Here is a 21,484-nt window from a genome sequence, read left to right on the forward strand (position 1 = left end):
ATGAGAGAATGCCCCCAGTTCGAGTTTCAGCTTCAGGGGGGAAATGCCGATGAACCACACCGCCGCGCATGCCATGCCGGGCCGCGTTCCATGACCACCGAGCGCACCTTCTCGCCGGACGATCCGCACGCCTCACCGCAGATCGGGGACCTGCCTTACAGCATCGAGCGCCGGGTCTTCGCCCGCGTGCCGTGCCTGATCGAGCGGCCCAGCGTGCCCGTCCGCGCCCTGCTGATCGCCTATCACGGCTCCGGCGCGGCCAAGGAGGGCAAACTCGGCGTCTACTCGGCGCTGACCGCCCAGGGTGTGGCCGTCGTCATTCCCGACGCGCCGCTACACGGTGAGCGGACCCTCAGCCAGCCGGGCCTGAACCACCGCGAATTCGTCTGGGAGAGCGCCCGGCGCAGCGTGGCCGAGGCCGAGGCGTTCATCACCGCCCTGCTGAGCGAGATGGGCAAGGTGCCGGTGCTCGTGGTGGGCAGCAGCATGGGCGGCTACGTGGCCCTGAGCCTGGCCCGCAGCGAGCACCGGGTGCGCGGCGCGGCGGCGCTGATCACGTCGGGCGTGTGGCAGGAGCCGGACGTGAACGCGCCGGGCACACGGGCTTTTCTGGAAGCCCAGCGGCCCACCACCCACGCCGAGGGCTATCCGCCCACCCCGCTGCTGCTGCTGAGTGGCGACAGCGACCCGGTGTTTGCGCTCGATCAGCACCACGTGCCCACCGCTGCCGCCCTGGAGCGGGCCTACTGGGCAGCAGGCAGCCCAGAGCAGTTCAGCGAAAAGGTGTATCCCGGCGTGGCCCACTACACCAGCCGGAAGATGCGGGACGATGTGGTGAACTGGGTGACGGAGCTGCTCAAAGGGTGACCCGCCTGCTCCTCATTCCCCCCGACACCCGCCCGGTCACGCTGGCGCTACCCACCCTGCTGGCCCAGATGGTCGGCGCGGAAGTCGGCGTACCGCCGCAGAAAGCGCTGCCGCACTTCTTCACCCCCGGTGATCCCGGCAAGCTGCGCGAGTGGCTGCTCAAAATGGCTCCCCAGAGCGACATTCTGGTGGTGTGCCTGGAAACCCTGACGCTCGGGGGCATGATTCCGGCCCGGCGCGTCTCGGACCCGCTCGGCGACGTGCTGGCACGGCTGGAGGTGCTGCGCGAGGTGCGGGCGCTCCATCCGGCGCTCAGCATTTACGCCTTCGGTGTGGTGGTGCGCGTCGCCCACGACAACGACCCACACGAGGAAAAACCCTACTACGGGCAGTGGGGCCGCGAGCTGCGCGCTTACGGGGTGGCCCTCGACCAGCTGGCCCGTCACGGCGAGGGCGAGCGCCCCGCGCTGGACGCGGCCCAGGCGGTCCTGCCCGCCGAGATTCTGGCCGACTGGCTGGGCACCCGGCAGCGCAACCACGCCCTGCATCTGACCGCGCTGGAGCTGGTCAAGGCGGGCGTCATCGAGCACCTGTGCCTGACCCTGGACGACACCGCTGAGTATGGCCTGGCCGCCCTGGACCGCCGCGCCCTGGAAGCCAGGACGGACGCCCTGGAACTCTGGAGCCGGGTGGACATCTACCCCGGAGCCGACGAGGTGCCCTGTACCCTGATCGCCCGCGCCCTGTGCCCACAGCCGCAACGTGCCTGGGTCGTCTACAGCGGCCTGAACGGGCCGCAGGCTGGCCTGCTCTACGAGGACCGCCCCGCCGGGGAACTGGTGCGCGCCCAGTTGCGGGCGGCGGGCTGCCAACTGGCCGACACGCCGGGCGAGGCCGACTTCGTGCTGATGGTCAACACGCCCGGCACGCGGCAGGCCAATACGCAACCGGATTTTGCCACGGTGGACACGGCCCAGCGCCACCTGCCCGCCTTCGTGGACCGACTGGCCGAGGAGCTGAACGCCGGACACCGGGTGGCCCTGGCCGACATCGCCTACCCCAACGGCGCGGAGCGGCGGCTGTGGGTCATGCTCCAGCCGCTGCCGCTGTCCCAGTTGGCGGCGTACTCGGCCTGGAACACGGCGGGCAACACCCTGGGCAGCGCCGTCGCCTTCGGCAAGCTCTCGGGGCAGGTCGTGAACCGCGCCGCGCAGATGCAGGCCCTCCTGTCGCAGATGGTGGACGACGCGCTGTATCAGGCGTTCGTACGGGCCGAGGTGCGCGCAAGGCTGCACCAGCCCAGCCCCTACGACCTGGGCGAGCAGCGGGCGGTGGCAGAGCAGCACCTCCAGCAACTCATCACGCCGATGATCGAAAACCTGTGGGCGCGGCAGTTCTCGGGCAGCGGTCTGGAGTTAAGTGTGGGCAAGGCGCATCTGGCCTGGCCGAGATTGTTCACCGGGGTCTTTCCACTGGACGTCAGCGAATCAAAAACCAACTGAAACCGCCGGAGCACTGGCCCCGGCGGTTTGGTTCACGGTGTTACGACTATCAGTCGTCCGCTGCCTGCTCGGCCTTGCGGGGCACGGCGGGGTTCTGGATGAACTCGGTGGGGTCGATGGCGTCGAAGCCGATCAGCTTCTCGTAGTCCTGAATACGCATGTGGAGTCTCTTGACGTCGCCCTCCACCATGCCGTAGTCGAAGGTGTCCCAGATAACGGTGGACTTGAAGTTGCCACCGTCGAAGTCCGGCACCTCGCGGGTCTTTTTCAGGCCCTCTTCCAGCGACCGGCGGCTCTCGATACCGAGGTTGCGAAAGGCCACCTGCATCACGTCGCGTGAGAAGTCGCGGGGGCCGTAGATGCCAGCGCGGTAGACCGTTTCGTAGAACTTCTCCCAGTCCGGCACCAGCTTGGCGGCGGGCATCGAGAACTGCGACACGATGGCGCGGATGGCTTCCAGGGTGCGCTGCGGGTAGTAGTAGAGATACATCCGCACACCTTCGAGGAAGAAGTTATAGTGCGCCGCCTCGTCCACCGCGATGGTCTGGGCGACTTTCGCCAGCACCGGGTCAGAGAAATCCTTCAGATGCGGTTTGTCACTCTTGCCCTGGGCGATTTTCATCATGTTCAGGTAGTTGAGCTGGGTGGCGCGCTCCTGAAACACGGTGTAGACCATGTTGTGCAGGGCGTCGGGAAACGGCAGCTCCCAGGTCTGGGACTTGAGGCGCTCTTTGTATTCGGTGATCCACTGCGGCGTGCGCTGGCCCGAGAACAGCACCGAGTTTTCCCAGGCGTCGGCATGCTTCTCTTCCTCGCTGCCCCAGCGCATCTGAAAGTGGCTGCGGCCATGCGAGCGCCGCACCAGATTGATCAGGTTGCTGGTAAAGTCGGGCGCGTACTGCTCGACGGCGAAGAATCCGGTCAGCACGGTCATGATGTCGGGCGGCAGGTTGGGCGACAGTGCGCGCCAGTTAAACGATTTGTCGGCGTTCCAGTTGCGGGTTTCCTGGCTGCGGGCGGTGTACCAGCGGTACAGGCCCAGGAAGCCGCGCTCGATCAGGCGATCTTTCTCGCGGTTGCTGAGCAGCCCGGCGGGGGTCTGGGGCACATCCGCCAGCATATTGGGGGGCATCACATCGGCCATAAGCGCTCCTTTGCTCGTCTCGCCGCGTGTGTAACCAAGCAGAACTGCTTTCCTGAGGCGGACGTGACATCACAATATCACCCTGCCCTGAGTCACAAATCCTCCTAACAGACAATTCGTCAGCAAGCGACGGGGCCTGAACCGGGTTCAACATTTAGACGGCTAAGTTTCGGCTCGCTCCCGCAATATTTGTCCACTCATCCGTTCGCCTCCGGGCGCTTCGGCTAAACTGGCGGCATGACGACCCCCAGCCCGACCGCGCCGCAAGTGGGCGACCTCGCGCCCGACTTCACCCTGCCCTCCACGGGCGGCGAGCCGGTGACGCTGAGTAGTTACCGGGGCCACAAGAATGTGGTGCTGGTGTTTTACCCACTCGATTTCTCGCCCGTATGCAGCATGCAACTTCCCGAATACTCGGGTCGCCAAGACGATTTCGCCGAGGTGGACGCCGTGGTGCTGGGCATCAACCGCGACAGCCTGCACACCCACAAGGCCTGGGCCGCCGAGTACGGCATCGAGGTGCCGCTGCTGGCCGACATGAAGCTCGATGTGGCCCGCAGCTACGGTGTGGAGATCGAGGACCGCGCCATCTCGGGTCGGGCCGTGTTTCTGATCGACAAGGCGGGCAAACTGCGTTTCCGCTTCGTGGAGGAGAAGGCAGGCGACTACACCCTGCGGCCCGGCGAGGTGCTGAAAAAGATCAGGGAGCTGTAGCGGCTCAATTCTCGCCTTCCTCCTGCATGGCTGTCCAGTCCTCCCAGGCCAGCGCCGGGATCAGGGCGAAGCTGCCCGCGAAGAGGGTAGCAATGGCCCCCGGCACCCGCACGGGCGTCTTGCCGCCCAGCACCAGATACAGCGCCCCCAGCGTGCTCACCATACCGATGTCCATGAACATGATGCGGGCAAAGCTGCTGCGCTTCAGCGTCTCGGCGGTGCCCAGCTCGCCCGGACGCCCACGCCCCAGCACCGCCGTCAAAACGAGCATGGCGTATAAGCTGGCGTAGAGCTTCAGGCGCGGCAGTCCGGGTCGGCGATACTGTTCTAGGTTCATGCCCCAGGGTACACACTTCGGCTGCACAGTTGGGCCGCGCGGCTTGGCTTAGGATTTCCCCATGACCGTCTTCACCCGCCTGCCTTCCAGCGCCCTGCGCCTGACCGGAGCAGACCGGCTCGACTTCGTGCAGGGCCAGATGACCAACAACCTCAAGGCCGCACCGACCCCCGGCATGGTGCCCGCCTGCTTCCTGAACCACAAGGGCCAGATCGAGTTCTTCGCCCACATCTACAAGCGTGAGCAGGACATCTACCTGCATCTGGCCGAGGGCCAGGCCCCCGCGCTGGCCGCCCGCTTGCGCAAGTACATCATCTTCGACGCGGTGGAGGTGCAGGACGTGACGGACCAGCTCGCCAGCCTGCATGTCTGGAGCGAGGCCGTGCCGGGCTGGGACGCGGCGGGGGGAGCCGTGCAGACGTTTGAGCTGGGCGGCGGCTCAGTGCTGGCCGGACAGATTGACCGCACGGGCATGCCGGGCCTGGACCTGCACTATCTGCGGCGGCACGAGGCGACGCTGCTGGCTGCCCTGAACACTGATGAGAACTCCCACGCCGAGCTGCCCTTTGCTGATCTGGAGGCGGCCCGCGTCCGCGCCGGAATCAGCGACGTGACCCAGGACGGCTGGACCGGGTTGCTGCCGCAGGAAGTCGGACTGGACAGCGCCATGAGTTACCGCAAGGGCTGCTACGTGGGCCAGGAGATCATGGCCCGGCTGGAAGCACGCGGCAACACCCGCTATCACTTGGCCCAGCTCAGCGGCGAAGCCTTGCCCGCCCACACCGACATTCTGCTGGGCGGCAAGCTGGTGGGGCGCACCGGCAGCAGCGTGGGCGACCTGGCGCTGGCCCGCCTCCGCAAAGACGTGCCGCCGGACGCCATGCTGGAAGTCGGGGGCGTCATGGCCCGCCTGGAGACGCCTGCCGTGAGCGCCGGGTAAGCTTGTCGGCATGAGTGTGCCGGACCCGCTTCACAACACCACTTCACCTGCCACGCCACCCCCGCCCGCCACCTTTGGGCGGCTGCGCGGGCTATACCTGCTGGGACTGGGGGCACTGGCGCTGCCGGGAGTGCTGATCGGGCTGCCTATGGGGTTCGCGCTGCGCCCCGGCTGGGGACCCGGCATCACCTGGCTACTGGTCGGTGTGGCGCTGCTGTGCTCGCTGCTGAGCCTGACCCTGGCCTGGCGGCAGTCCCGCAGCCCTGAACCCGGCAGTACCCTCAGCGCCGCCGTGCTGCTGGCCTCGGCCCCCGCCGTACCGCTGCTGATGGCCTGCGCCCTATGGCGGCGCTCGGACGCACTGCTGCTGCTGCTGCCGCTGAGCACTCTGGCCCTGATCGCGGGCTGGGCGCTGCTGCGAGGCTGGGCCGTGCCGGTTGCTGGCAGTCCGGAGCGGGCGCAGTAGAGGGCTAGACCAGCGGGCAGGCCCGGCACCGAGCGCCCACTATTCCAGACGGCCCAGTGCGGTCCGCGCTTCCTCGACCTCATTCCAGGGAATCGTCTCGCCTTCGCGCTCCAGGGTTTCCTCGGGGCCTTTTCCGGCCAGCAGCACCGTGTCGCCGGGCCCGGCCAGCCGCACCGCGTGGCGAATGGCGTGCTGCCGGTCCGGGATGATGCAGTAATTGGCCCGCCCCGCACCCTTCGCGCCCAGCGCCATCGCTGTCAGAATTTCGGCGAGTGGAGTATCGCGGCAGTCTTCCTCGGTGAAGATGGCCTCGTCGGCCAGCCGGGTGGCGACCTCACCCAGCGGGCCGCGCTTGCCGGGGTCGCGCGGCCCGCCCGCCGCACCGATTACCACGATCAGTTGGCCGCGCGTGGTGGTGCGCAGGGTGCCCAGGGCTTTTTCCAGACTCGGCGGCGTGTGGGCGAAATCCACGATGACCCTCGGCCCCAGCGCGGGCGAGGGACCCACCGGGCTGGCGACAAGTTCCATGCGGCCCGGCACGCCCCCGAACTTCGCCAGGCCGAGGACGAGCTGTTCGGCGGTGGCCCCCAGCTGGTGCGCCGCCGCCATCGCTGCCAGTGCGTTGCCGACATTGAAGCGGCCAATCATCGGCAAAAAGGCCGCAAACGTTCCGGCGGGCGAGCGAACCTCGAAGGCCAGGCCGCCGGATTGCTCCTCGATCTGGTGGGCCTGCCAGTCGGCGGGATGGCCCCCCTCGCTGTAAGTCACGTGAGGTCCCAGCTTGAGCCGCGCTGTCCAGGGATCGTCGGCATTGAGCACTGCGAAGGGCGCGCGCTCGATCAGTTTGCGCTTCTCGACAAAATAACTCTCCATATCACCGTGAAAGTCAAGGTGCTCGCGGCTCAGGTGGGTCCAGACGGCCACATCCCAGGCCACCGCCCGCACCCGCTCCAGGGCCAGGGCGTGGCTGCTGGCTTCCAGCACCGCCGCCTGCACCCCAGTGGCCGCGAGTTCGCGCAGGGTGGCCTGTACCTGCGGCGCTTCGGGGGTGGTGAAATGGGCCGGAAAGTGACGCGTTTCCCCGTCACTGAGCTGGTAGCCCACCGTGCTCAGGAGGCCGGTGGACAGGCCTGCCGAGCGCAGCAGGTGGACAGTCAGCCAGCTGGTGGTGGTCTTGCCGTCGGTGCCGGTTACACCCACCACCTTCAGGGCACGGCTGGGATGGCCTTCCAGCTCGGCGGCCAGATCAGCCAGTGCAGCGCGGGCGTCCGGCACGGTGACGTAGGGCAGCGGGCAGGGGTCCGGCAGCGGCCAGCCCTCACCGAAGATTGCCGCCGCACCCTGCTGAGCTGCCTGCGCCGCGAAGCTGTGGCCGTCTACTCGCGCGCCGCGAATCGCCACGAACGCCGCGCCTGGCGTGACCCAGGCGGCGTTGTGGGTTACAGCCAGAATGTCGGGGTTCTCGGCAGGGGCACTCAGGCTCAGGGCAATGCAGAGATCAGCGAGGTGCATAGAGCTTCAGACTAACGGCTGCGGGTGAGGCGGGTCTAGCCTCAGGCAGAAGCGGCCAGGTTTTAAACTCCAGGTATGCCCGAAGTCAAGCCCCAGAACTATAAAAGCGCCGAGCGGCTCAAAACGTTTACCGACGGCGTGGTCGCCATTGCCCTGACCCTGCTGGTGCTGCCCCTGGTCGACTCGGTACCCGAAGCGGCCCGCCAGCAGCTCACGGCAGTGGTCTGGCTGCATCATTACTACCATCAGTTGCTGGGATTCGCCGTCAGTTTTCTGGTGGTCATGGCCTTCTGGCTCAACCACCACAATCTGTTCGAGTATGTTGCCCGCGTTTCGCCCCTGCTGATGCGCCTGAATTTCGCCTGGATGTTTACCATTATCTTCCTGCAACTGCCGTCGGCACTGCTGTGGGCCGTACCCACCGACCGTTCCATCCTTGCGCTGTACATCGGCACCATGTGGCTGGGTTCGGTCTCTCTGACGCTGATGGACTGGTTGGTGTACAGGACGCCAGAGCTGCAACATGCCGAACATTCGCTGCCCCGCACCCATCTGCTGATCTCGCTGACGACGACTCTGCTCTATCTGGCAGCTGACGCTGGCGCTACTGTTTCCAGGGCTGAGCTACTACCCTCTGCTGCTCTTACTCCTGACCAGGCCACTGCGAAGCCTGATCCTGAAGCGCGAGAACCGCCGCCCATAGATCAGGCGCTCCACATTCATACTGTTGACCACATTGCTGGCCCTGATCGGTAACCCGGCCCCGGCTGTCTGTCCCCGAACGTCCAGACAACCGCAGCACCTCGCCCACCGCACTGCTGCTGAACTTTGCCCTGCGCCCCAGCGAAGACCCGGTGGCCGCTGCAAAAGGCTGCGGCCAGGCGCTTCCCGTCTACCGAAGCAGCGGCAGCCCGTAGCCGCGCGCCTCCACCTGGGCGCAGACCCAGCCGAAGGCCGCCGGGTCGTGGACGAAATCGTACTCGTCGCCGGGCACGCGGATCACCGGGCTGTGGTCGTACTGATCGGCCCAGCGGGCGTAGAGCCTGTTGAGGTCAGCCAGATACGCTTCGGGAATGCTCTGCTCGTACTCGCGCCCGCGCACGGCGATGCGGCTTCGCAGGGTCGGCAGCGAGGCGTCGATGTGAATCAGCAGATCCGGCACCCGCAGGGCAGGCAGAATGCCCCGGTAGAGACCCAGATAGGTGTCCCAGTCGCGGGCCTGCATCTGGCCGCCCTCGTAGAGGTTGCGGGCGAACACCCCAGCATCCTCGAACACGGTGCGGTCCTGAATGACGTACATGGCCCCATTGACCAGACTCAGGTGCTGCTCCAGACGTTTACTCAGAAAGTAGATCTGCGAGTGAAACGAGTAGCGCCGCATGTCCTGGTAGAAGTCTTCGAGGTAAGGGTTCTCGGCGTAGGGTTCGTAGACCGGACGCAGGCCGTAGCGCTCCGAGAGCATCCGGGTCAGGCTGCTCTTGCCGCTGCCGATGTTGCCGCTGACCGCCACGTACATCAGCCGATCACTGGCGTGAAATTCAGGGCCGCGTCGATGCGTGCCAGCAGTTCGCGCTCATGTTCGGGATTGCCCACGAAATCCAGGTGATCGGCGCTGACTTCCAGCACCCGGCCCGGATAGCTGCGGAAATACTCGTCGTAGCGCCGGGTCAGCTCGGCCAGGTAGGCGGCGGGCATGGCGTCCTCGAAGGGCCGCTGCCGCAGGGCGATGCGCCGCAGCAGCTCATCCGGCTCGGCCCGCAGGTAGATCACCAGATCCGGCACCGGCAATCTAGGGCTGAGGTGGCCGTAAAGGTCCTGGTACAGCGCGAACTCGGCGTCTTTGAGGTTCATGGCCGCGAAGATAAAGTCCTTGTCGAACAGGTAGTCGCCCACCACGTTCTGACTGAACAGCCCCGCCTGACTGATACTTGAGAGCTGCTTGAAGCGGAACAGCAGAAAGTAGACCTGCACCTGAAAGGCGTAACTCTCGGGCGACTCGTAGAAGCGGGCCAGGAAGGGATTTTCCTCCACCACTTCGAGGTGCAGCTCCGCGCCGTAGCGCGCCGAGAGCCGCCCGGAGAGGCTGGTCTTTCCGACACCGATGGGGCCTTCGACAACCACGTACATGCCCGGCAAGATAGCGTCTGGCCGCCGGGCTTGCCGCGCTTTGCCGCCACCTGCTACACTCGGCTTTGCCGCCGCGACGGGAGGGGACTTCCCTTGACTGAACCGGGCCGGACACCAAACAGAAGAAGGTACACCATGGACGCCGCACACCGCAAAGAGATCATGAACACCCACGGCAAGAACGAGCAGGACACCGGCAGCACCAGCGTGCAGATCGCGCTGCTGTCTGACCGGATCAGCAACCTGAGTAATCACCTGGCCACCAACAAGAAGGACAAGCACGGCCAGCGCGGCCTGCAACTGATGAACGGCAAGCGCCGCCGCCTGCTGAAGTACCTGGAAGGCAAGGACTACGACGCCTACATCGCCCTGACCAACACGCTCGGCATTCGCCGGGGCCAGCGCATCGTTCGCTGAGTCGAAACCAACGAACGCCGCCTGGGAGTACTCCTGGGCGGTTTTTTTGTGGCTTGTGGGAACAGAAGCCGCCCAACCGCTAAGCTCAACCCATGTCCTCTTCGTCAAGGAACGTCCGCGCTGTGGCCGTGCAGCCCAAGTGGCACGCCCGCGATTTTCTGAGCACAGCGGCCTTTGAGCGCTGGATGCGCTCGCAACTGGAACTGGCCCGGCCCCACCTCTCGCCGACCCAGCCGAATCTGGTGGTGCTGACCGAACTTAACGGCCTGCCACTGGTGCTGCGCGGCGGCTTCCTGGCGGCGGCCACCGACAAATTCGAGTGGGCGGCAGCGCTGCTGCTGCTCCAGCACCTGCCGGAAGCGCTGCCGATCCTGGTCCGCGAGAAAGTCTCCCCCATCCGCGCCCTGCAACTGGCCCGCGCGGGCGAGACCGTCTCTCTCTACTTGAAAACCTGCCGCGATCTGGCCCGCGAGTACGGCGTCTACCTGGTGTCAGGCAGCACACCGACGCCGCATTACCGGCTGCACGGCGACCAGCTCAGGCGGGAGAGCAGCGCCCTCTACAACCAGACCGCCATTTTTGCGCCGGACGGAGAGCTGATCGGCACTGCCGACAAGGTTCACCTGACGCCCGACGAGGAGCAGGGCGGCGTCGACCTCTCGCCCGGCGACCTCTCGGCGCTGCGGGTCTTCCCGACGCCTGCGGGCGACCTGGGCGTGGCGATCAGCCTCGACGCCTTCCGGACAGACGTAATCGGCACGCTGGCGGCGCAGGGCTGCACCGTCTTGCTGCAACCCGACGCCAATGGCAGTCCCTGGACCGGCAAGGAGGGCATTTACCCGGCGGGAGCGACGCCGCGCGACCAGCCGCTGGCCTGGCTGGAGAGCAGTTGGCAGGTCACGGGTGCGGGCCAGATTCGCTACGCCGTCAACCCGATGGTGGTGGGCAACCTGCTCGATTTGAGTTTCGACGGCCAGAGTAGCGTCACCGGCCCGGCCTGGGAAAGCCTGCCGCCCCGCAGCTACGTCCTGACCCTGCCCCGCAGCGGCTTTCTGGCGCTGCTGCCGTGGGTGGAAGACGGCCCGCCCGAGCAGTTGCGCCAAACGGGCCAGAACCTCGCCGCCCACTCGGGCCACCCGCGCGAGAACGCCTACCTCAGCGGCGTCATCCACGCCGACCTGAGGCTGCCGCCGCAGACACTCACGCCGCCGCCCCGCACGCCGCACGAGCAGGCCCTCGGTGCGCTGCTAAGCGGTCAGGCCAGGCTGCCGCTTTCGCCGCTGCGCTATGGCTGGGCGCTGACGGCGGCCCTGGGACTGGGGATGATCACGCTGCTGCGACGCCGGAGGTGAGCCACTCGGATGGGGAGCCGATTTGACAAGCCTGAAGATGGCCCCTATACTCCCTTACGCATCCGGAGAAGCCTCTTTGATGCGCCCCGCCGCCGCGCGTGGGGGGTTGGCCGAGCGGTTGAAGGCGACAGTCTTGAAAACTGTAGTAGGGCAACCTACCGGGGGTTCGAATCCCTCACCCTCCGCCAACGAAACGGGCCAGCCCAGCAAGACCGCTGGAGAGATGGGTGAGTGGCTGAAACCCCAGTCCTGCTAAGACTGTATACCTCACAAGGGTATCGAGAGTTCGAATCTCTCTCTCTCCGCCATAGGTGCCTGTAGCTCAGCTGGATAGAGCGTCTGACTACGGATCAGAAGGCCAGGGGTTCGAATCCCTTCAGGCACACCAAAAGAAAGCCCCTCCTAGAGGGGCTTTTCTCGTTTTGGCGAAGGGTCACTAACGGCTTGAAATCGTCACTTCGCAACTACCGCGCAACTACTCAGGGTCGGGAGGGTCGGGAGAACACCCTATTTCAGGTTTTCTCCGGAGCAGTTAAAAGTCAGCCTCACGCCTCCACCTGCCGTAAGCCTGCCTCGCTTGAGGGCTCACAGCTCGCCATAACCGCGAAGATCAAGGCCATGTCCTCCGAAGAGGAAGCCTCAGCTAGGAGGCGAGTCAAGCCCTCTGCAGACACAGCAGGCGCTGAAAGCAAGTGCTTTGGCCAGATACGGACGTTGTGCTCCAAGTAGTAGCCTTCCACCTTCCATAGCCACCCCCATAAACGGGGCGCACTTTCCCACCATTTGGCAAGGGCAGCCCCTCGCGCCAAGAAGCTGGGCAACTCCCCAGCGAAGTACGCAGCGGCCCACTCTTGGTGTAGCGGGTCCAGCAACTCAAAGCGTTGCTCTCCGGCTGCATCACCGCTCCGCCTCCAATTCAAGATGGCTGCACGGTGCCACTCCGCCCATGCCGCATGCCAGCGTTCTTGATTGTCACCACTGAGCTTGTCCACCCGCCTGCGGATAGAGGCGGTCATTCTGACTCCTGCTCGGCATCAGAACGCTCAAGTTCAGCCGCTTCCAAGTCAGCTACCCTAGCTTCCATCTCTCCCACTTCCAAGACCTTCAATAAGGCAGCACTCGTTTGGCTGAGGGCATGTATGGCCTTGAGCTTAATCAACTTGTCGGCATCTTCCAGCAGAGCTTCCGCAGTGGAGAGCGCCTTGTTCAAAGCGTTGGTGATACGAGTCAAGTCCACAGGCAGGTTATTAGCGCGGTTCTGAATTCGGCCAATGTATTGACGCCTGCCGACTGACCCCCTCCCTTTCGCCGGAGTCATTGTTCATCCTCATTGAGGATAACGGTGATGCTTTGCTGCAAGGCTTGAGGGCGCACGACTGCCCCGTACTCCCGCGCTTCATAAGCCTCTGCTTCACGGGTAGCTTGAGCCTCACGCAAATCAGCTGCTTTAGTCCGGCGTTTCAATTCGCGCTCTTCTTCCCTCTCACTCTCTGCTGTGGCATGTTGAACCTGCCCTGACTGGTAACGGCGCATGCTCTGACGTTCCTGCTCGTACAGGCTTCGCTGCTGATCAAGGTGAGGCTTCATCACTCCAGCAATCAACGTTTCCTTGACGTACTGCGCCATACCAGAGCCGTCCACAGCGTTCGGGAATTTGAAACTGCGCTCAATAGTGGGGTCAAGACCCATCACGTTGTTGTGATACAGCACCAACTTGAGCGGGTTGGCATCAAAGCCTTGTGCCTCTACCCGGCGCTGCAACTGCTCGACAGTTAGCCCTACATCCTTAGCCAAAGCATGTTGACTGTTGTGCATACTGGCCATCCCTTTGGCCGTGAGATGCAACTTACCCAGCGTTTCAATCATCTGGCGCTGCAACGTGTTGAAATCTTCTCGGAAATATTCATGCTGCTTACCCAACTGAACTGCCAAGTCAACAGCCTGCTGGGTCGCCTCCGCATGGTGGAAACTGGCGAGCATGGTGCTTTCATAGGCTTCCGCTTCACTCAGCGGAAGGATTTCCTCAGCCAACAACTCACGGGTAGAGTTGAGTTGGCCACGAAGCTCAATCATCCGCTGCATGGCCTTATCGCTCTTGGCCTTGTTCCACTCCACTTGAGCGCTCGTGCATTCACCTTCAAGACGGTCACGGTTGGCGATCAGCTTCTCATGCCCCGCTCGCGCTTGAATGGCTAAGGCTTTGGCATCTTCATAAGCTTGCTGTGCTTCCTCAATAACCTTCATGACCTAACTATCTCGTTAAGGCATGCTTCGATACTGATGCAAATGATTGGATATTATATCAACAGTTTTCTAGAGCTTTCTCCCAATGGGGTGTTAAGCCCATTTGATGCGCGAACCATGCCAAGTCCTCAGCCTGAACATAACGATGATCACCTGACTTAAATTGCTTACAAGGAAGTCGGCCTGTTCGTGTCCAGCGGATAATAGTTGACACTGAAAAGCCAAGAACAAGGGCCACCACTCCAACCCGCATGGGTGGAATGCCTTCGGGAACAAATGGTGTTGTCATTGTTTTGGCTCCTCGATAGCCGGAATGAGCGGTTAGCGTTCGGGCGGTTTCCGGGCGGTGGGCGGTTCCCTAGAGGGAAACCACCGCCCGCCCGTTTGCGGATGAACCAGGCGCTTCTGGGCGATCGTGCCGAGCGACTGTAGATTTCTGCGCCTAGCACATGCACAGAGGCATTTTGGGCGGTTGAGCGATTTCGGGCGGGCGATGATCTCCCACCCAAACTGAGGGAAATGGGCGAATACACGAATCGCCCAATTTCGGCTGAGGAGTCGCCCGTCTGCTGGAATCCGCTGTGAGCATTAATCCTCTGCCTCCACAGGTTCAAAGGTCTTGCCCTGAATGACTTCACGAACGGCCCCAGATTCTAGTAAGCTCTTCAACCCCTCATTGAATCGGCGTGGGGCCACATCATGTTCCGCGCAAGCCTGTTTCCAATCCGTCCGCTTGATGGGTGCTTCCACATCCGCGTACAGCCCCTCCAGAACTTCAAAGATGGTTGTCTGTTGAGGTGTGAGGAGGTCTCTGCCCATAATGACGCCGGATGCCACCGCGTCCCTAGCCACAACTCCTGCACTGCGCTCGACACCGTTCTCTTCCCAGCTATGGGATTGAAAGCTCAGCAAGATGGGTTTGCCCTCTTCAGCCGCGCCACGGTTCTTGGATTGGCTCAGCTTGACCAAGCCTCCCTTCTTCTCGATAACCAACTCTGTCGTGAGTGGGGCCTTGAATGCAGATGCACCTCGTCCACCTCTACTCGCATCCTTACCAGTGTGGTGGATGAGCAGCACCGTTGCGTTGAAGATACGCGTGAGCAGCTCCGCAGCATCAGTGAAATGCTTCATGTCATCGTTGCTGTTCTCGTCACCGTCACCGAACGTTCTGGCTACGGTGTCAACCACGATGAGCGCCAGCGGACCCCGTTCTCCCTCTGACTCTTTGAGCGTGAGAATTAGCTCCTCAAGTCCACCGTCCGGTTCCACGTCAGTAAGAGACAAGTAGCCGTCCAACAGGTCAAAGGGCAAAGACTCAGGGGCTACGACATGCATGTTGCACCATGCCTCCAGGCGATTGGCGGTGTACTCCATGCTCTCTGCCGCTAACCACACCACAGGCCCCTGACTCACTTTGTGTTCCTGCCAGTCTTGCCCAGTAGCAACGTGCAGCGAGAGGTCAAGCCCAATCATGCTCTTGCCAGCGCCGGATGGACCAAGCAGGGCAGCCAAGGTTTGCTTCACGAGAAGATTCCCGACCAGAGGCTGAAGCGGAGGGATATTGCGCACCTCGTGGGCACGGTAACGGCGGATGCGCCTCTTGTCGCCTTGTACATTAGTGAAGGGCGCATATTTGAGTCTCAACGCTTCCAAATTCCGCTGCCAGGACTGCTTGCTTCTGAACTGTCCTGCAGGCCGTCCAAGTTTGGGAAGGTCGGGCATCTGCCAACCTTGATCACGCAGTTGCGTGATCCCGTATTGATGGGTGGACTTACCCTGGAGCCAGCGGTCAATCTCAGCTGCCCAGGAAGCGAGAGTGCGGCTGCCATCCGTAATCCAAACACTGAAAACCGTTTCTGACTTGAGAAACTCGGCCATCTCCGAACCCCTGCTCATACGCTCTGCCACGTTGAGAAAGGCCTCTGCACTGTCATGTCGTCCATAGGATTCCGGAGTTGTTAGGGCTGCCTTCTTTAACAGTTCGAACCCGGCTGGGTCCAAGTCTGCAGCAGACACCTCAGCAGCCATTGCAGGGACCCTAGCGTTAATCCTATGAGCTAGGTCGAGGATCGTTTCAGCCCTGGTAAGGCGTACTTGATCGAGAGCTTGGATAAGGGATATAGGCGTGCCGTCCGTGCGTTGCAAGAAGGTATTACCTAAGCCTTTCGGGTCAATTGTTGCCCCCCTGTAGGGCAGGTACACCATTCTGCCCCCGAGATTTTCGCTCATTGGGTAGACTTCCACTCCTGTGTATCCAGCTTCAGCCGCAATAGCTTTGAGCACACTGCTCAGTAACTTGTAGGGCACAGGCTCAGAAAGGAAGACCCAGAGGTGATGACCGCCATTAGTACTGATCTCCAAATTGAAGGCAACGCCGTTCTTCTCTAAGGCAGTTTGAATGCTATTTGTCTCTAGTAGGAATGCCTCTTCTAATTTACGTATGCCTTTGCTCTTGTTATCTACATCTACACAAGCAACTGTGGTTTCAGTGGCATAGCCAGGAAGATAGCCCAGTGTTCCGACGCGCTCATTGTTATTGAGGTGTCGCTCCACGTCCCCAGGTGTGGCTGGTTGACGTACTGTTCTGCTTGGTTTAGCACCCGTTTCGGAGTTAAAGCTCTCCATGACAATATGTCTATCTGGATTAATAGGAAACAGAGCACTGAAGTCTGTTGACATGCTTCTAGTATGGGAAGCAAGATCAATTTCGAAGTCTACATCTAAATTAGATTTAGTGGAACTACTACTATCTGTGCGCGATTCATCCCAAATAATGTGGTTATCCATACATCTCCTTCTTTCAGTCCGTTCCTGTTGCGACCAGGGGCGGGCAACTTATTGACCTGCAGCGATACGGGGTTTGCCGTTCTTGTCGGTAATGAGGTGTTGCTCTGCAAAGGCTTGAACGTCAGCCAGCGTGGCAACGTCTAGCCGCTTGGTGGGCAGCTTGCCCGTCTGCTTGGCCCGCACCAGTTGATACGGGTTGAGACCCAGCAGTTTGCCGATCTCACTCATGCTGAGTAGGTGGGCTTGAGTCGCTTCGTGTTTGTCGAGAGCAGCTTGAATCGCTTCGCGGACCTCTGGGTTGGTCTTCGTTTTCTTTGTATAGGACACGATTTTCCTCCATATGGACGTATGCCCACAGATGATTCTTTCGCACATGACGTACAAAACCTCGCTATCGCTCTGCTTTGGTTTTGCCCTTTCCGTGCAGAGATTTCGGGCTGGCCTCTAATCTGATGTGCGAACCCAGCACCTTCCCGCTGGAAATACCTTGAGGCTCGCAGCTACCAACGCTGCGCAGCCACAAGGAGCCAAACGTGAAACGATCAAACGGCGAAGGGTCCATCTGTCGGCGCAGCAATGGCAAGGGTTGGGTCGGGTCATTGACCCTAGGACATGACGAAAATGGCAAGCAGCTTCGGCGCTTTGTCAGCGGTGACACCCAGCAGGAAGTGCGAGCGAAGCTGGACGCTATCAAGCAGGAGCGCGAACGGGGCACGGCTGCGCCTAGCAATGCGCGGCTTACCGTGGCTGAGGCTGTCGATCGGTGGCTCACTTACAAGGCGCGTGACCTGCGGCTCACCACCATGACGGACTACCGCACCCACTGCCAGAAGTTCATTGTTCCCAAGCTAGGTTCTGTTCGGCTCGACAAGCTCACCGCCATGCACGTTGAAGATCTGCTGGTGAGCATGCTTGATTCCGGCCAATCCGCAGCCAGAGCCACACGCTGCTTGAAAATCGTCAAGATGGCGCTCTCTCAGGCTGTGGACTGGGAATTGGTTGGGCGCAACGTGGCAGAGCGCATCAAGCCACCAAAGGTGCAGCGCCAGGAGATGAAGGTGTGGAACCCAGCTGAGGTCCAACGCTTCCTGACAGCAGCAGAGGGACACCGCTACCATGCGCTGTTCTACTTGGCACTGGTCTCTGGTATGCGTAGGGGCGAGATGTTGGGCCTCCGGTGGTCAGACGTGGACACGGCCCGCGCTCAGCTCACGGTGGCCCGTAGCGTTGTTTACGTGGCTGGAGGGCTGCATGTCTCCGAGCCTAAGACCGCAGCAGGGAAGCGGGTCATCACGCTCAGTCCAGACGTGTTGGAAGTCCTCACAGCTCACCGGCTCACCTATGGAGTCAACGAGTTGGTTTTCAGCTCCAGCAAGGGCAACTTCTTGAACCCGTCGAATGTGGCGCGTAAGTTTGAGGTGCTGTGCCAACGGGCCAGTGTGCCCCACATCCGTTTCCATGACTTGAGACACACGTCGGCTAGCTTGCTGATCCGCTCCAATGTCTCGGCTAAGGTGGTCAGCGACCGCCTAGGCCATGCCGACAGCGGGTTCACCCTGCGGACATACGTGCATGTGTTTGACGATCAAAGGCGTGCAGCTGCGCTCTCGCTGGGGGAGATGCTCAGGGAGGCGGGGGATTGATGTCACACCAACAGGGTAAGATGCAACAGAGAATGACCTACGAAATACACAATGCAAACTGCTTTGAGTGGTTGGCTAATCAAGCACCGAATAGCTTTCAAGCCGTTATCACTGATCCGCCCTATGGGGTGATTGAATTTACCTCTGGAGAGATTGAGAAGATGCGTTCTGGGGTTGGCGGCATCTGGCGTATTCCAATGGAGATTGGCGGGAGTAAGCGCCGTCCTCAGCCGCGTTTCACTGTTTTATCTCTAGAACAGCGGCAAGCAGTTGAAACTTACTTCGCAGATTGGGCTAGTTTACTTGCACCAGTATTGGTTCCAGGAGCGCACGTACTTGTCGCAACCAATGTTCTTCTTTCTTCCCGTGTGCAGAATGGAATAGAACGTGCTGGTTTTGAATATCGAGGGCAAATTATTCGGATGTATAGGGGAATGCGTGGTGGAGACCGTCCCAAGCTAGCTGAAAACGAATTTCCAGACGTAGCTGTATCGCTTAGAGGCGGCCACGAGCCTTGGCTATTGTTCAGAAAGCCTATAGAGCTAGGTATGCGCGTCTCCGACAACCTTCGCATTTGGGGTACGGGAGGTCTTCGACGTGTTCAAACGGATGTGCCTTTCGTAGATGTCATTCAATCAGAGCGTACCCCTAAAGCCGAAAGATTGATTTGCGATCATCCTACTATGAAGCCCCAGTCTCTAATGCGCCCCTTGACACGCCTTCTGTTACCTTTAGGCGAAGGCAGAATCCTTGACCCTTTTATGGGATCAGGTTCAACAATTGCGGCTGCTCACGCTCAAGGTTTAAGTGCTTGCGGTGTAGAACTTGACCCTCAATTCTTCAGCTTGGCTAAATCTGCTATACCTCATCTTGCGCAAATAGAGCCACGCTTCAGCGAAAGAAACTCTGAGGTGCCGCTTTTTGCTGAAAAAGTTCGCTAAAGATATCAGATTGACTTAGATTTGTACCAAGGTGAATGCTGAGGTATTTCCCCACCACGCCATGCTTGCTTTGAAAGATTGCTCCAGTTAGGCCACAGTATCGAGTTTATGTATACGCTGCCATGTCTCAGCTTCCAAGTCCCTTCTGGAGTGGTTGTGTATGTTTCAGTTCGTTGAGTTCCTTCCTCGTTCACATTGCTTCCAACATATTTCCAATCACTCACTGCTGTAGACTTCATACCATTCAGTTCAGCAATTTCGATGTGAGTAAACTGGATCTGCCCACTTTCCTGATTGAGATTATAACAGGCGATCATATGCCAGCCGTTGGTCCCATTATGCCCTTCTCCGCCCTTCGCAACCTTGTTGGAAGCCTTAATTTCTAAACCAATATTGTCTATATCATTCATCAGATCAGGATGTTTTTGATCGTGATACGGCTTGTAAATCGTATGGTCGCCTATAGCTACGGTCAGTAGATTGGAAACTAAACCGCTGTAGTTGTTACCTTGGATTAATTCGTGTAGATACTTACCAGTAAATAATTTGATTTCATGATTAAGTACTGCCATCATCTCTTGAGTAGCGTCCAGAGCAGCTTTTATACCTTCTTTTGTTAAGCCTTTCGGCATTGGAACATCATTGTAGAAGTCCTCTAATGTTGGAGCAGGCGCGGTGCGCATAGTTGCAAGCCCATGTAGCTCATGAATGACTTTCTGTAATGGGTAATCAGTGAAAGTGGCTAAATCGCTTAGAACACTAAGCAGCATAGGAGATTCTGGAGACTGAAGACCATTGATCTCATACATGCTGCCGATCATGCCTTCCAAGGTTGCCGTACTGGACTCACTAACATCTGAGGTTTTCACAGGGTGAGTAGACCATGCCTGTCCCAATCAATCAAACAGTTCAGCAATTTCACTCCCCAACGCCTTAGCTACCTTAATCAGGGTGCTGAGCTGGGGATCAATTTGTGCGTTTTCCAGCTTGCCGGGATGGGTTCGGTGAATGCCCGCAACGGCAGCGAACTCGTCTTGATTCATGCCCTTCGCTAGCCTCAGCCCACGAATGCGCTGGCCTAAGCGAACACGGATTTCCTGCACCTGCGGATCAATCGGCTGAGGCTTGCGGGGAGGCATACCCAGAGCATCAGAGCAGACCGTCTTGAGTGCGACCGACCCGAATAAGTCCTATCGTGTTATGCATATTCAAATCAGAGATACTTAAATATCGGAGGACTTGAATATGCAGACAGTAAGTTTGGTGTTGGCTTTGGTTGGATTGGTCGTTGGCGTGCTTGGACTCATCGGCGTGATTCTCGGAAAGGTGCCACTGCTCAAGTTGAAGGGACGTGGCCTTGCCGCTGGGGTGCTCGTTGGTGGCCTTGCTCTTGCGATTTTGGGCGGAAATTTGGCTCCAAGGCGGACTGTTACTGTGACAGCTTCCCCAGCCAGTGCCACCATTTTGATTGACGGCAAAACATACACAGGCACAACGGGAGAGCTACCTTTGCTCAGAGACAGTTACGAAGTTGAGATCAAAGCACCGCGTCACCATGCCCTCAAGCAGACGTTGGACGTGTCGAAGCAGCAGAAATTCAATATCGCCTTGGCTCCGTTTTCTTCTGAGGAGCTGGCGGCCATCCAGCGACAAGCCGACTTGAAAGCGGAACAGGCAAGGCAAGCCCAGCTTGCTAAGCCGCAGGCCAAAGCAGCTGCACTCAAGGCTGAGCAGGCGAGGGTGGTTGAGGAGCAACGGGCGAAGGCAGCCGCTGCAAAGCAAGCCGTGATAGATGCAGCCGCAGCCAAGAAGCAAGCTGTCATTAACGCAGTCGCTGCTCAAGCCAAGGCAGAGCGGGAAGCCTCGTTGATTGGTGTCGGCGTGTTCTGGATTCGCTGCAAGGAAGCGGTGAGAGCGCAGCTCAAGTCACCCGACAGTGCCAAGTTTCCAAGCGTAATGACGCAGCCAGATCAGACAAAGGAATTCGGGGACGGCAGCAAGATTTGGGCATCTTCAATCCAGGCACAGAACGCCTTTGGCACTGAGGTCAACAATGAGTTCACATGCACGTACAACCCGACCACTCGTGAAACCGTAGCCAAATTCAGATAGCCTGCTGCCGCCCCTGACAGATTGGTTCTGTGCGTGCCAGACGCAGAATCTCCGCAGGGCAGGGGCGGTAAAATTTTGGGGTAGCTCTGTAAGGCTACAGACTGAGCCAGCCTCTGTATATCAACAGTGTCTCGGGCAGTGTATCTTAGCTTTATGGCTACTATGCACTGCCCTTTCTGTCATGTACATACTTCAATCACTCCTAAACTGATTCAAAATCTCCCTTACGCAGTTCACGACAGAATGAATGTTAGCTGGTACATTGGAGAATGCAATAACTGTGGCAATTTAGTGTTGGCCTCTCAATACGGTAAGGTTTACCCAGATCCGTTGCCTTCACCGACTCCAACAGAGATTCCCGAAGCAATTAGGAGCAACT

Annotated in this window: 23 protein-coding genes and 3 tRNA genes; 14 read left to right on the forward strand and 12 right to left on the reverse strand. The window is 60.3% G+C overall.

What is annotated here, in order from left to right; genetic code table 11:
• Positions 1 to 90 precede the first annotated feature (90 nt).
• Together N0D28_RS00905 and N0D28_RS00910 are read left to right on the forward strand one after the other, a co-directional pair.
• Positions 91 to 867, forward strand: a complete 777-nt coding sequence (locus tag N0D28_RS00905) for an alpha/beta hydrolase (RefSeq protein WP_260560544.1) — start codon at positions 91 to 93, stop codon at positions 865 to 867.
• Entirely contained in the window at positions 864 to 2,369 is a 1,506-nt protein-coding gene (locus tag N0D28_RS00910) for a DUF4127 family protein (protein ID WP_260560545.1), read from the forward strand. Before N0D28_RS00905 ends, N0D28_RS00910 begins: the two co-directional genes overlap by 4 nt.
• Before the next feature lie 49 nt (positions 2,370 to 2,418).
• Here the strand turns inward: N0D28_RS00910 and N0D28_RS00915 are convergent, their stop codons facing one another.
• Positions 2,419 to 3,513, reverse strand: a complete 1,095-nt coding sequence (locus N0D28_RS00915; RefSeq protein ID WP_260560546.1) for an acyl-ACP desaturase — start codon at positions 3,511 to 3,513, stop codon at positions 2,419 to 2,421.
• A 237-nt stretch (positions 3,514 to 3,750) separates the two neighbouring features.
• Here N0D28_RS00915 and N0D28_RS00920 point away from each other — a divergent pair, with 237 nt between their 5' ends.
• Positions 3,751 to 4,227, forward strand: coding sequence for a peroxiredoxin (locus N0D28_RS00920; RefSeq protein WP_260560547.1), 477 nt, complete (start codon positions 3,751 to 3,753; stop codon positions 4,225 to 4,227).
• A gap of 4 nt (positions 4,228 to 4,231) precedes the next feature.
• Here N0D28_RS00920 and N0D28_RS00925 read toward each other — a convergent pair whose 3' ends face one another.
• A complete protein-coding gene (locus N0D28_RS00925) occupies positions 4,232 to 4,564 on the reverse strand; it encodes a hypothetical protein (RefSeq protein WP_260560548.1) in 333 nt (110 codons plus the stop codon).
• Positions 4,565 to 4,625: 61 nt separating this feature from the next.
• Here N0D28_RS00925 and ygfZ point away from each other — a divergent pair, with 61 nt between their 5' ends.
• The gene (gene ygfZ, locus N0D28_RS00930) at positions 4,626 to 5,504 is read left to right on the forward strand and encodes a CAF17-like 4Fe-4S cluster assembly/insertion protein YgfZ (protein WP_260560549.1); all 879 of its coding nucleotides are present in this window, start codon (positions 4,626 to 4,628) and stop codon (positions 5,502 to 5,504) included.
• Between the two features lie 10 nt (positions 5,505 to 5,514).
• Positions 5,515 to 5,970, forward strand: coding sequence for a hypothetical protein (locus N0D28_RS00935; protein ID WP_260560550.1), 456 nt, complete (start codon positions 5,515 to 5,517; stop codon positions 5,968 to 5,970).
• A 39-nt stretch (positions 5,971 to 6,009) separates the two neighbouring features.
• Here the strand turns inward: N0D28_RS00935 and N0D28_RS00940 are convergent, their stop codons facing one another.
• Entirely contained in the window at positions 6,010 to 7,482 is a 1,473-nt protein-coding gene (locus tag N0D28_RS00940; RefSeq protein ID WP_260560551.1) for a UDP-N-acetylmuramoyl-L-alanyl-D-glutamate--2,6-diaminopimelate ligase, read from the reverse strand.
• A 75-nt stretch (positions 7,483 to 7,557) separates the two neighbouring features.
• Between N0D28_RS00940 and N0D28_RS00945 the strand changes: the two genes are divergently transcribed.
• A complete protein-coding gene (locus tag N0D28_RS00945) occupies positions 7,558 to 8,238 on the forward strand; it encodes a TMEM175 family protein (RefSeq protein ID WP_260560552.1) in 681 nt (226 codons plus the stop codon).
• A 136-nt stretch (positions 8,239 to 8,374) separates the two neighbouring features.
• Here N0D28_RS00945 and N0D28_RS00950 read toward each other — a convergent pair whose 3' ends face one another.
• Positions 8,375 to 8,998, reverse strand: a complete 624-nt coding sequence (locus tag N0D28_RS00950; protein ID WP_260560553.1) for a deoxynucleoside kinase — start codon at positions 8,996 to 8,998, stop codon at positions 8,375 to 8,377.
• Positions 8,998 to 9,609 (reverse strand): deoxynucleoside kinase, encoded by a 612-nt coding sequence (locus N0D28_RS00955; protein WP_260560554.1) that lies wholly within the window; start codon positions 9,607 to 9,609, stop codon positions 8,998 to 9,000. Before N0D28_RS00955 ends, N0D28_RS00950 begins: the two co-directional genes overlap by 1 nt.
• Positions 9,610 to 9,771: 162 nt before the next feature.
• On the opposite strand from N0D28_RS00955, the gene rpsO reads away from it, so the two are divergent.
• From rpsO to N0D28_RS00980, 5 genes are all read left to right on the forward strand, one after another.
• A complete protein-coding gene (rpsO, locus tag N0D28_RS00960; protein ID WP_376777679.1) occupies positions 9,772 to 10,026 on the forward strand; it encodes a 30S ribosomal protein S15 in 255 nt (84 codons plus the stop codon).
• Between the two features lie 92 nt (positions 10,027 to 10,118).
• Positions 10,119 to 11,378 (forward strand): nitrilase-related carbon-nitrogen hydrolase, encoded by a 1,260-nt coding sequence (locus N0D28_RS00965; RefSeq protein ID WP_260560556.1) that lies wholly within the window; start codon positions 10,119 to 10,121, stop codon positions 11,376 to 11,378.
• A gap of 100 nt (positions 11,379 to 11,478) precedes the next feature.
• Positions 11,479 to 11,566: transfer RNA gene (locus N0D28_RS00970), tRNA-Ser, on the forward strand.
• Between the two features lie 29 nt (positions 11,567 to 11,595).
• Positions 11,596 to 11,686, forward strand: a tRNA-Ser gene (locus tag N0D28_RS00975).
• 3 nt (positions 11,687 to 11,689) lie between these two features.
• Positions 11,690 to 11,766: transfer RNA gene (locus N0D28_RS00980), tRNA-Arg, on the forward strand.
• Between the two features lie 624 nt (positions 11,767 to 12,390).
• Here the strand turns inward: N0D28_RS00980 and N0D28_RS00985 are convergent.
• The 5 genes from N0D28_RS00985 to N0D28_RS01000 all read right to left on the reverse strand — a co-directional run bounded on the left by N0D28_RS00985 (position 12,391) and on the right by N0D28_RS01000 (position 16,736).
• Complete coding sequence (locus N0D28_RS00985) at positions 12,391 to 12,609, reverse strand: hypothetical protein (RefSeq protein WP_260560557.1); 219 nt, start codon at positions 12,607 to 12,609, stop codon at positions 12,391 to 12,393.
• 83 nt (positions 12,610 to 12,692) lie between these two features.
• Positions 12,693 to 13,622: a hypothetical protein gene (locus N0D28_RS00990; protein WP_260560558.1), complete on the reverse strand. Its 930-nt coding sequence runs from the start codon at positions 13,620 to 13,622 to the stop codon at positions 12,693 to 12,695.
• 58 nt (positions 13,623 to 13,680) lie between these two features.
• The gene (locus tag N0D28_RS15605; RefSeq protein WP_376777642.1) at positions 13,681 to 13,911 is read right to left on the reverse strand and encodes a helix-turn-helix domain-containing protein; all 231 of its coding nucleotides are present in this window, start codon (positions 13,909 to 13,911) and stop codon (positions 13,681 to 13,683) included.
• Between the two features lie 299 nt (positions 13,912 to 14,210).
• Positions 14,211 to 16,409, reverse strand: coding sequence for an AAA family ATPase (locus N0D28_RS00995; RefSeq protein WP_260560559.1), 2,199 nt, complete (start codon positions 16,407 to 16,409; stop codon positions 14,211 to 14,213).
• A gap of 48 nt (positions 16,410 to 16,457) precedes the next feature.
• A complete protein-coding gene (locus tag N0D28_RS01000; RefSeq protein WP_260560560.1) occupies positions 16,458 to 16,736 on the reverse strand; it encodes a hypothetical protein in 279 nt (92 codons plus the stop codon).
• A 206-nt stretch (positions 16,737 to 16,942) separates the two neighbouring features.
• Here N0D28_RS01000 and N0D28_RS01005 point away from each other — a divergent pair, with 206 nt between their 5' ends.
• Positions 16,943 to 18,052 (forward strand): tyrosine-type recombinase/integrase, encoded by a 1,110-nt coding sequence (locus tag N0D28_RS01005; protein WP_260560561.1) that lies wholly within the window; start codon positions 16,943 to 16,945, stop codon positions 18,050 to 18,052.
• Positions 18,052 to 18,993 carry a DNA-methyltransferase gene (locus tag N0D28_RS01010; protein WP_260560562.1) on the forward strand — a complete coding sequence of 314 codons (942 nt, stop codon included), beginning with the start codon at positions 18,052 to 18,054 and terminating at the stop codon, positions 18,991 to 18,993. Before N0D28_RS01005 ends, N0D28_RS01010 begins: the two co-directional genes overlap by 1 nt.
• 5 nt (positions 18,994 to 18,998) lie before the next feature.
• On the opposite strand, the gene N0D28_RS01015 is transcribed toward N0D28_RS01010, so the two are convergent.
• Both N0D28_RS01015 and N0D28_RS01020 read right to left on the reverse strand, forming a co-directional pair.
• A complete protein-coding gene (locus N0D28_RS01015) occupies positions 18,999 to 19,862 on the reverse strand; it encodes a hypothetical protein (RefSeq protein ID WP_260560563.1) in 864 nt (287 codons plus the stop codon).
• 27 nt (positions 19,863 to 19,889) lie between these two features.
• Positions 19,890 to 20,132, reverse strand: a complete 243-nt coding sequence (locus N0D28_RS01020) for a helix-turn-helix domain-containing protein (protein WP_260560564.1) — start codon at positions 20,130 to 20,132, stop codon at positions 19,890 to 19,892.
• 106 nt (positions 20,133 to 20,238) lie between these two features.
• Here N0D28_RS01020 and N0D28_RS01025 point away from each other — a divergent pair, with 106 nt between their 5' ends.
• Entirely contained in the window at positions 20,239 to 21,105 is an 867-nt protein-coding gene (locus tag N0D28_RS01025) for a PEGA domain-containing protein (RefSeq protein WP_260561946.1), read from the forward strand.
• Positions 21,106 to 21,484 lie beyond the last annotated feature (379 nt).

Source organism: Deinococcus rubellus (assembly GCF_025244745.1).
Lineage (GTDB): Bacteria > Deinococcota > Deinococci > Deinococcales > Deinococcaceae > Deinococcus > Deinococcus rubellus.

Coding starts and splice junctions, on each gene's coding strand:
- N0D28_RS00905 (WP_260560544.1), top strand. CDS start 91: ATGACCACCGAGCGCACCTTCTCGCCGGACGATCCGCACGCCTCACCG.
- N0D28_RS00915 (WP_260560546.1), bottom strand. CDS start 3,513: ATGGCCGATGTGATGCCCCCCAATATGCTGGCGGATGTGCCCCAGACC.
- N0D28_RS00920 (WP_260560547.1), top strand. CDS start 3,751: ATGACGACCCCCAGCCCGACCGCGCCGCAAGTGGGCGACCTCGCGCCC.
- N0D28_RS00925 (WP_260560548.1), bottom strand. CDS start 4,564: ATGAACCTAGAACAGTATCGCCGACCCGGACTGCCGCGCCTGAAGCTC.
- ygfZ (WP_260560549.1), top strand. CDS start 4,626: ATGACCGTCTTCACCCGCCTGCCTTCCAGCGCCCTGCGCCTGACCGGA.
- N0D28_RS00935 (WP_260560550.1), top strand. CDS start 5,515: ATGAGTGTGCCGGACCCGCTTCACAACACCACTTCACCTGCCACGCCA.
- N0D28_RS00940 (WP_260560551.1), bottom strand. CDS start 7,482: ATGCACCTCGCTGATCTCTGCATTGCCCTGAGCCTGAGTGCCCCTGCC.
- N0D28_RS00945 (WP_260560552.1), top strand. CDS start 7,558: ATGCCCGAAGTCAAGCCCCAGAACTATAAAAGCGCCGAGCGGCTCAAA.
- N0D28_RS00950 (WP_260560553.1), bottom strand. CDS start 8,998: ATGTACGTGGCGGTCAGCGGCAACATCGGCAGCGGCAAGAGCAGCCTG.
- N0D28_RS00955 (WP_260560554.1), bottom strand. CDS start 9,609: ATGTACGTGGTTGTCGAAGGCCCCATCGGTGTCGGAAAGACCAGCCTC.
- rpsO (WP_376777679.1), top strand. CDS start 9,772: ATGAACACCCACGGCAAGAACGAGCAGGACACCGGCAGCACCAGCGTG.
- N0D28_RS00965 (WP_260560556.1), top strand. CDS start 10,119: ATGTCCTCTTCGTCAAGGAACGTCCGCGCTGTGGCCGTGCAGCCCAAG.
- N0D28_RS00990 (WP_260560558.1), bottom strand. CDS start 13,622: ATGAAGGTTATTGAGGAAGCACAGCAAGCTTATGAAGATGCCAAAGCC.
- N0D28_RS15605 (WP_376777642.1), bottom strand. CDS start 13,911: ATGACAACACCATTTGTTCCCGAAGGCATTCCACCCATGCGGGTTGGA.
- N0D28_RS00995 (WP_260560559.1), bottom strand. CDS start 16,409: ATGGATAACCACATTATTTGGGATGAATCGCGCACAGATAGTAGTAGT.
- N0D28_RS01010 (WP_260560562.1), top strand. CDS start 18,052: ATGTCACACCAACAGGGTAAGATGCAACAGAGAATGACCTACGAAATA.
- N0D28_RS01020 (WP_260560564.1), bottom strand. CDS start 20,132: ATGCCTCCCCGCAAGCCTCAGCCGATTGATCCGCAGGTGCAGGAAATC.
- N0D28_RS01025 (WP_260561946.1), top strand. CDS start 20,239: ATGCAGACAGTAAGTTTGGTGTTGGCTTTGGTTGGATTGGTCGTTGGC.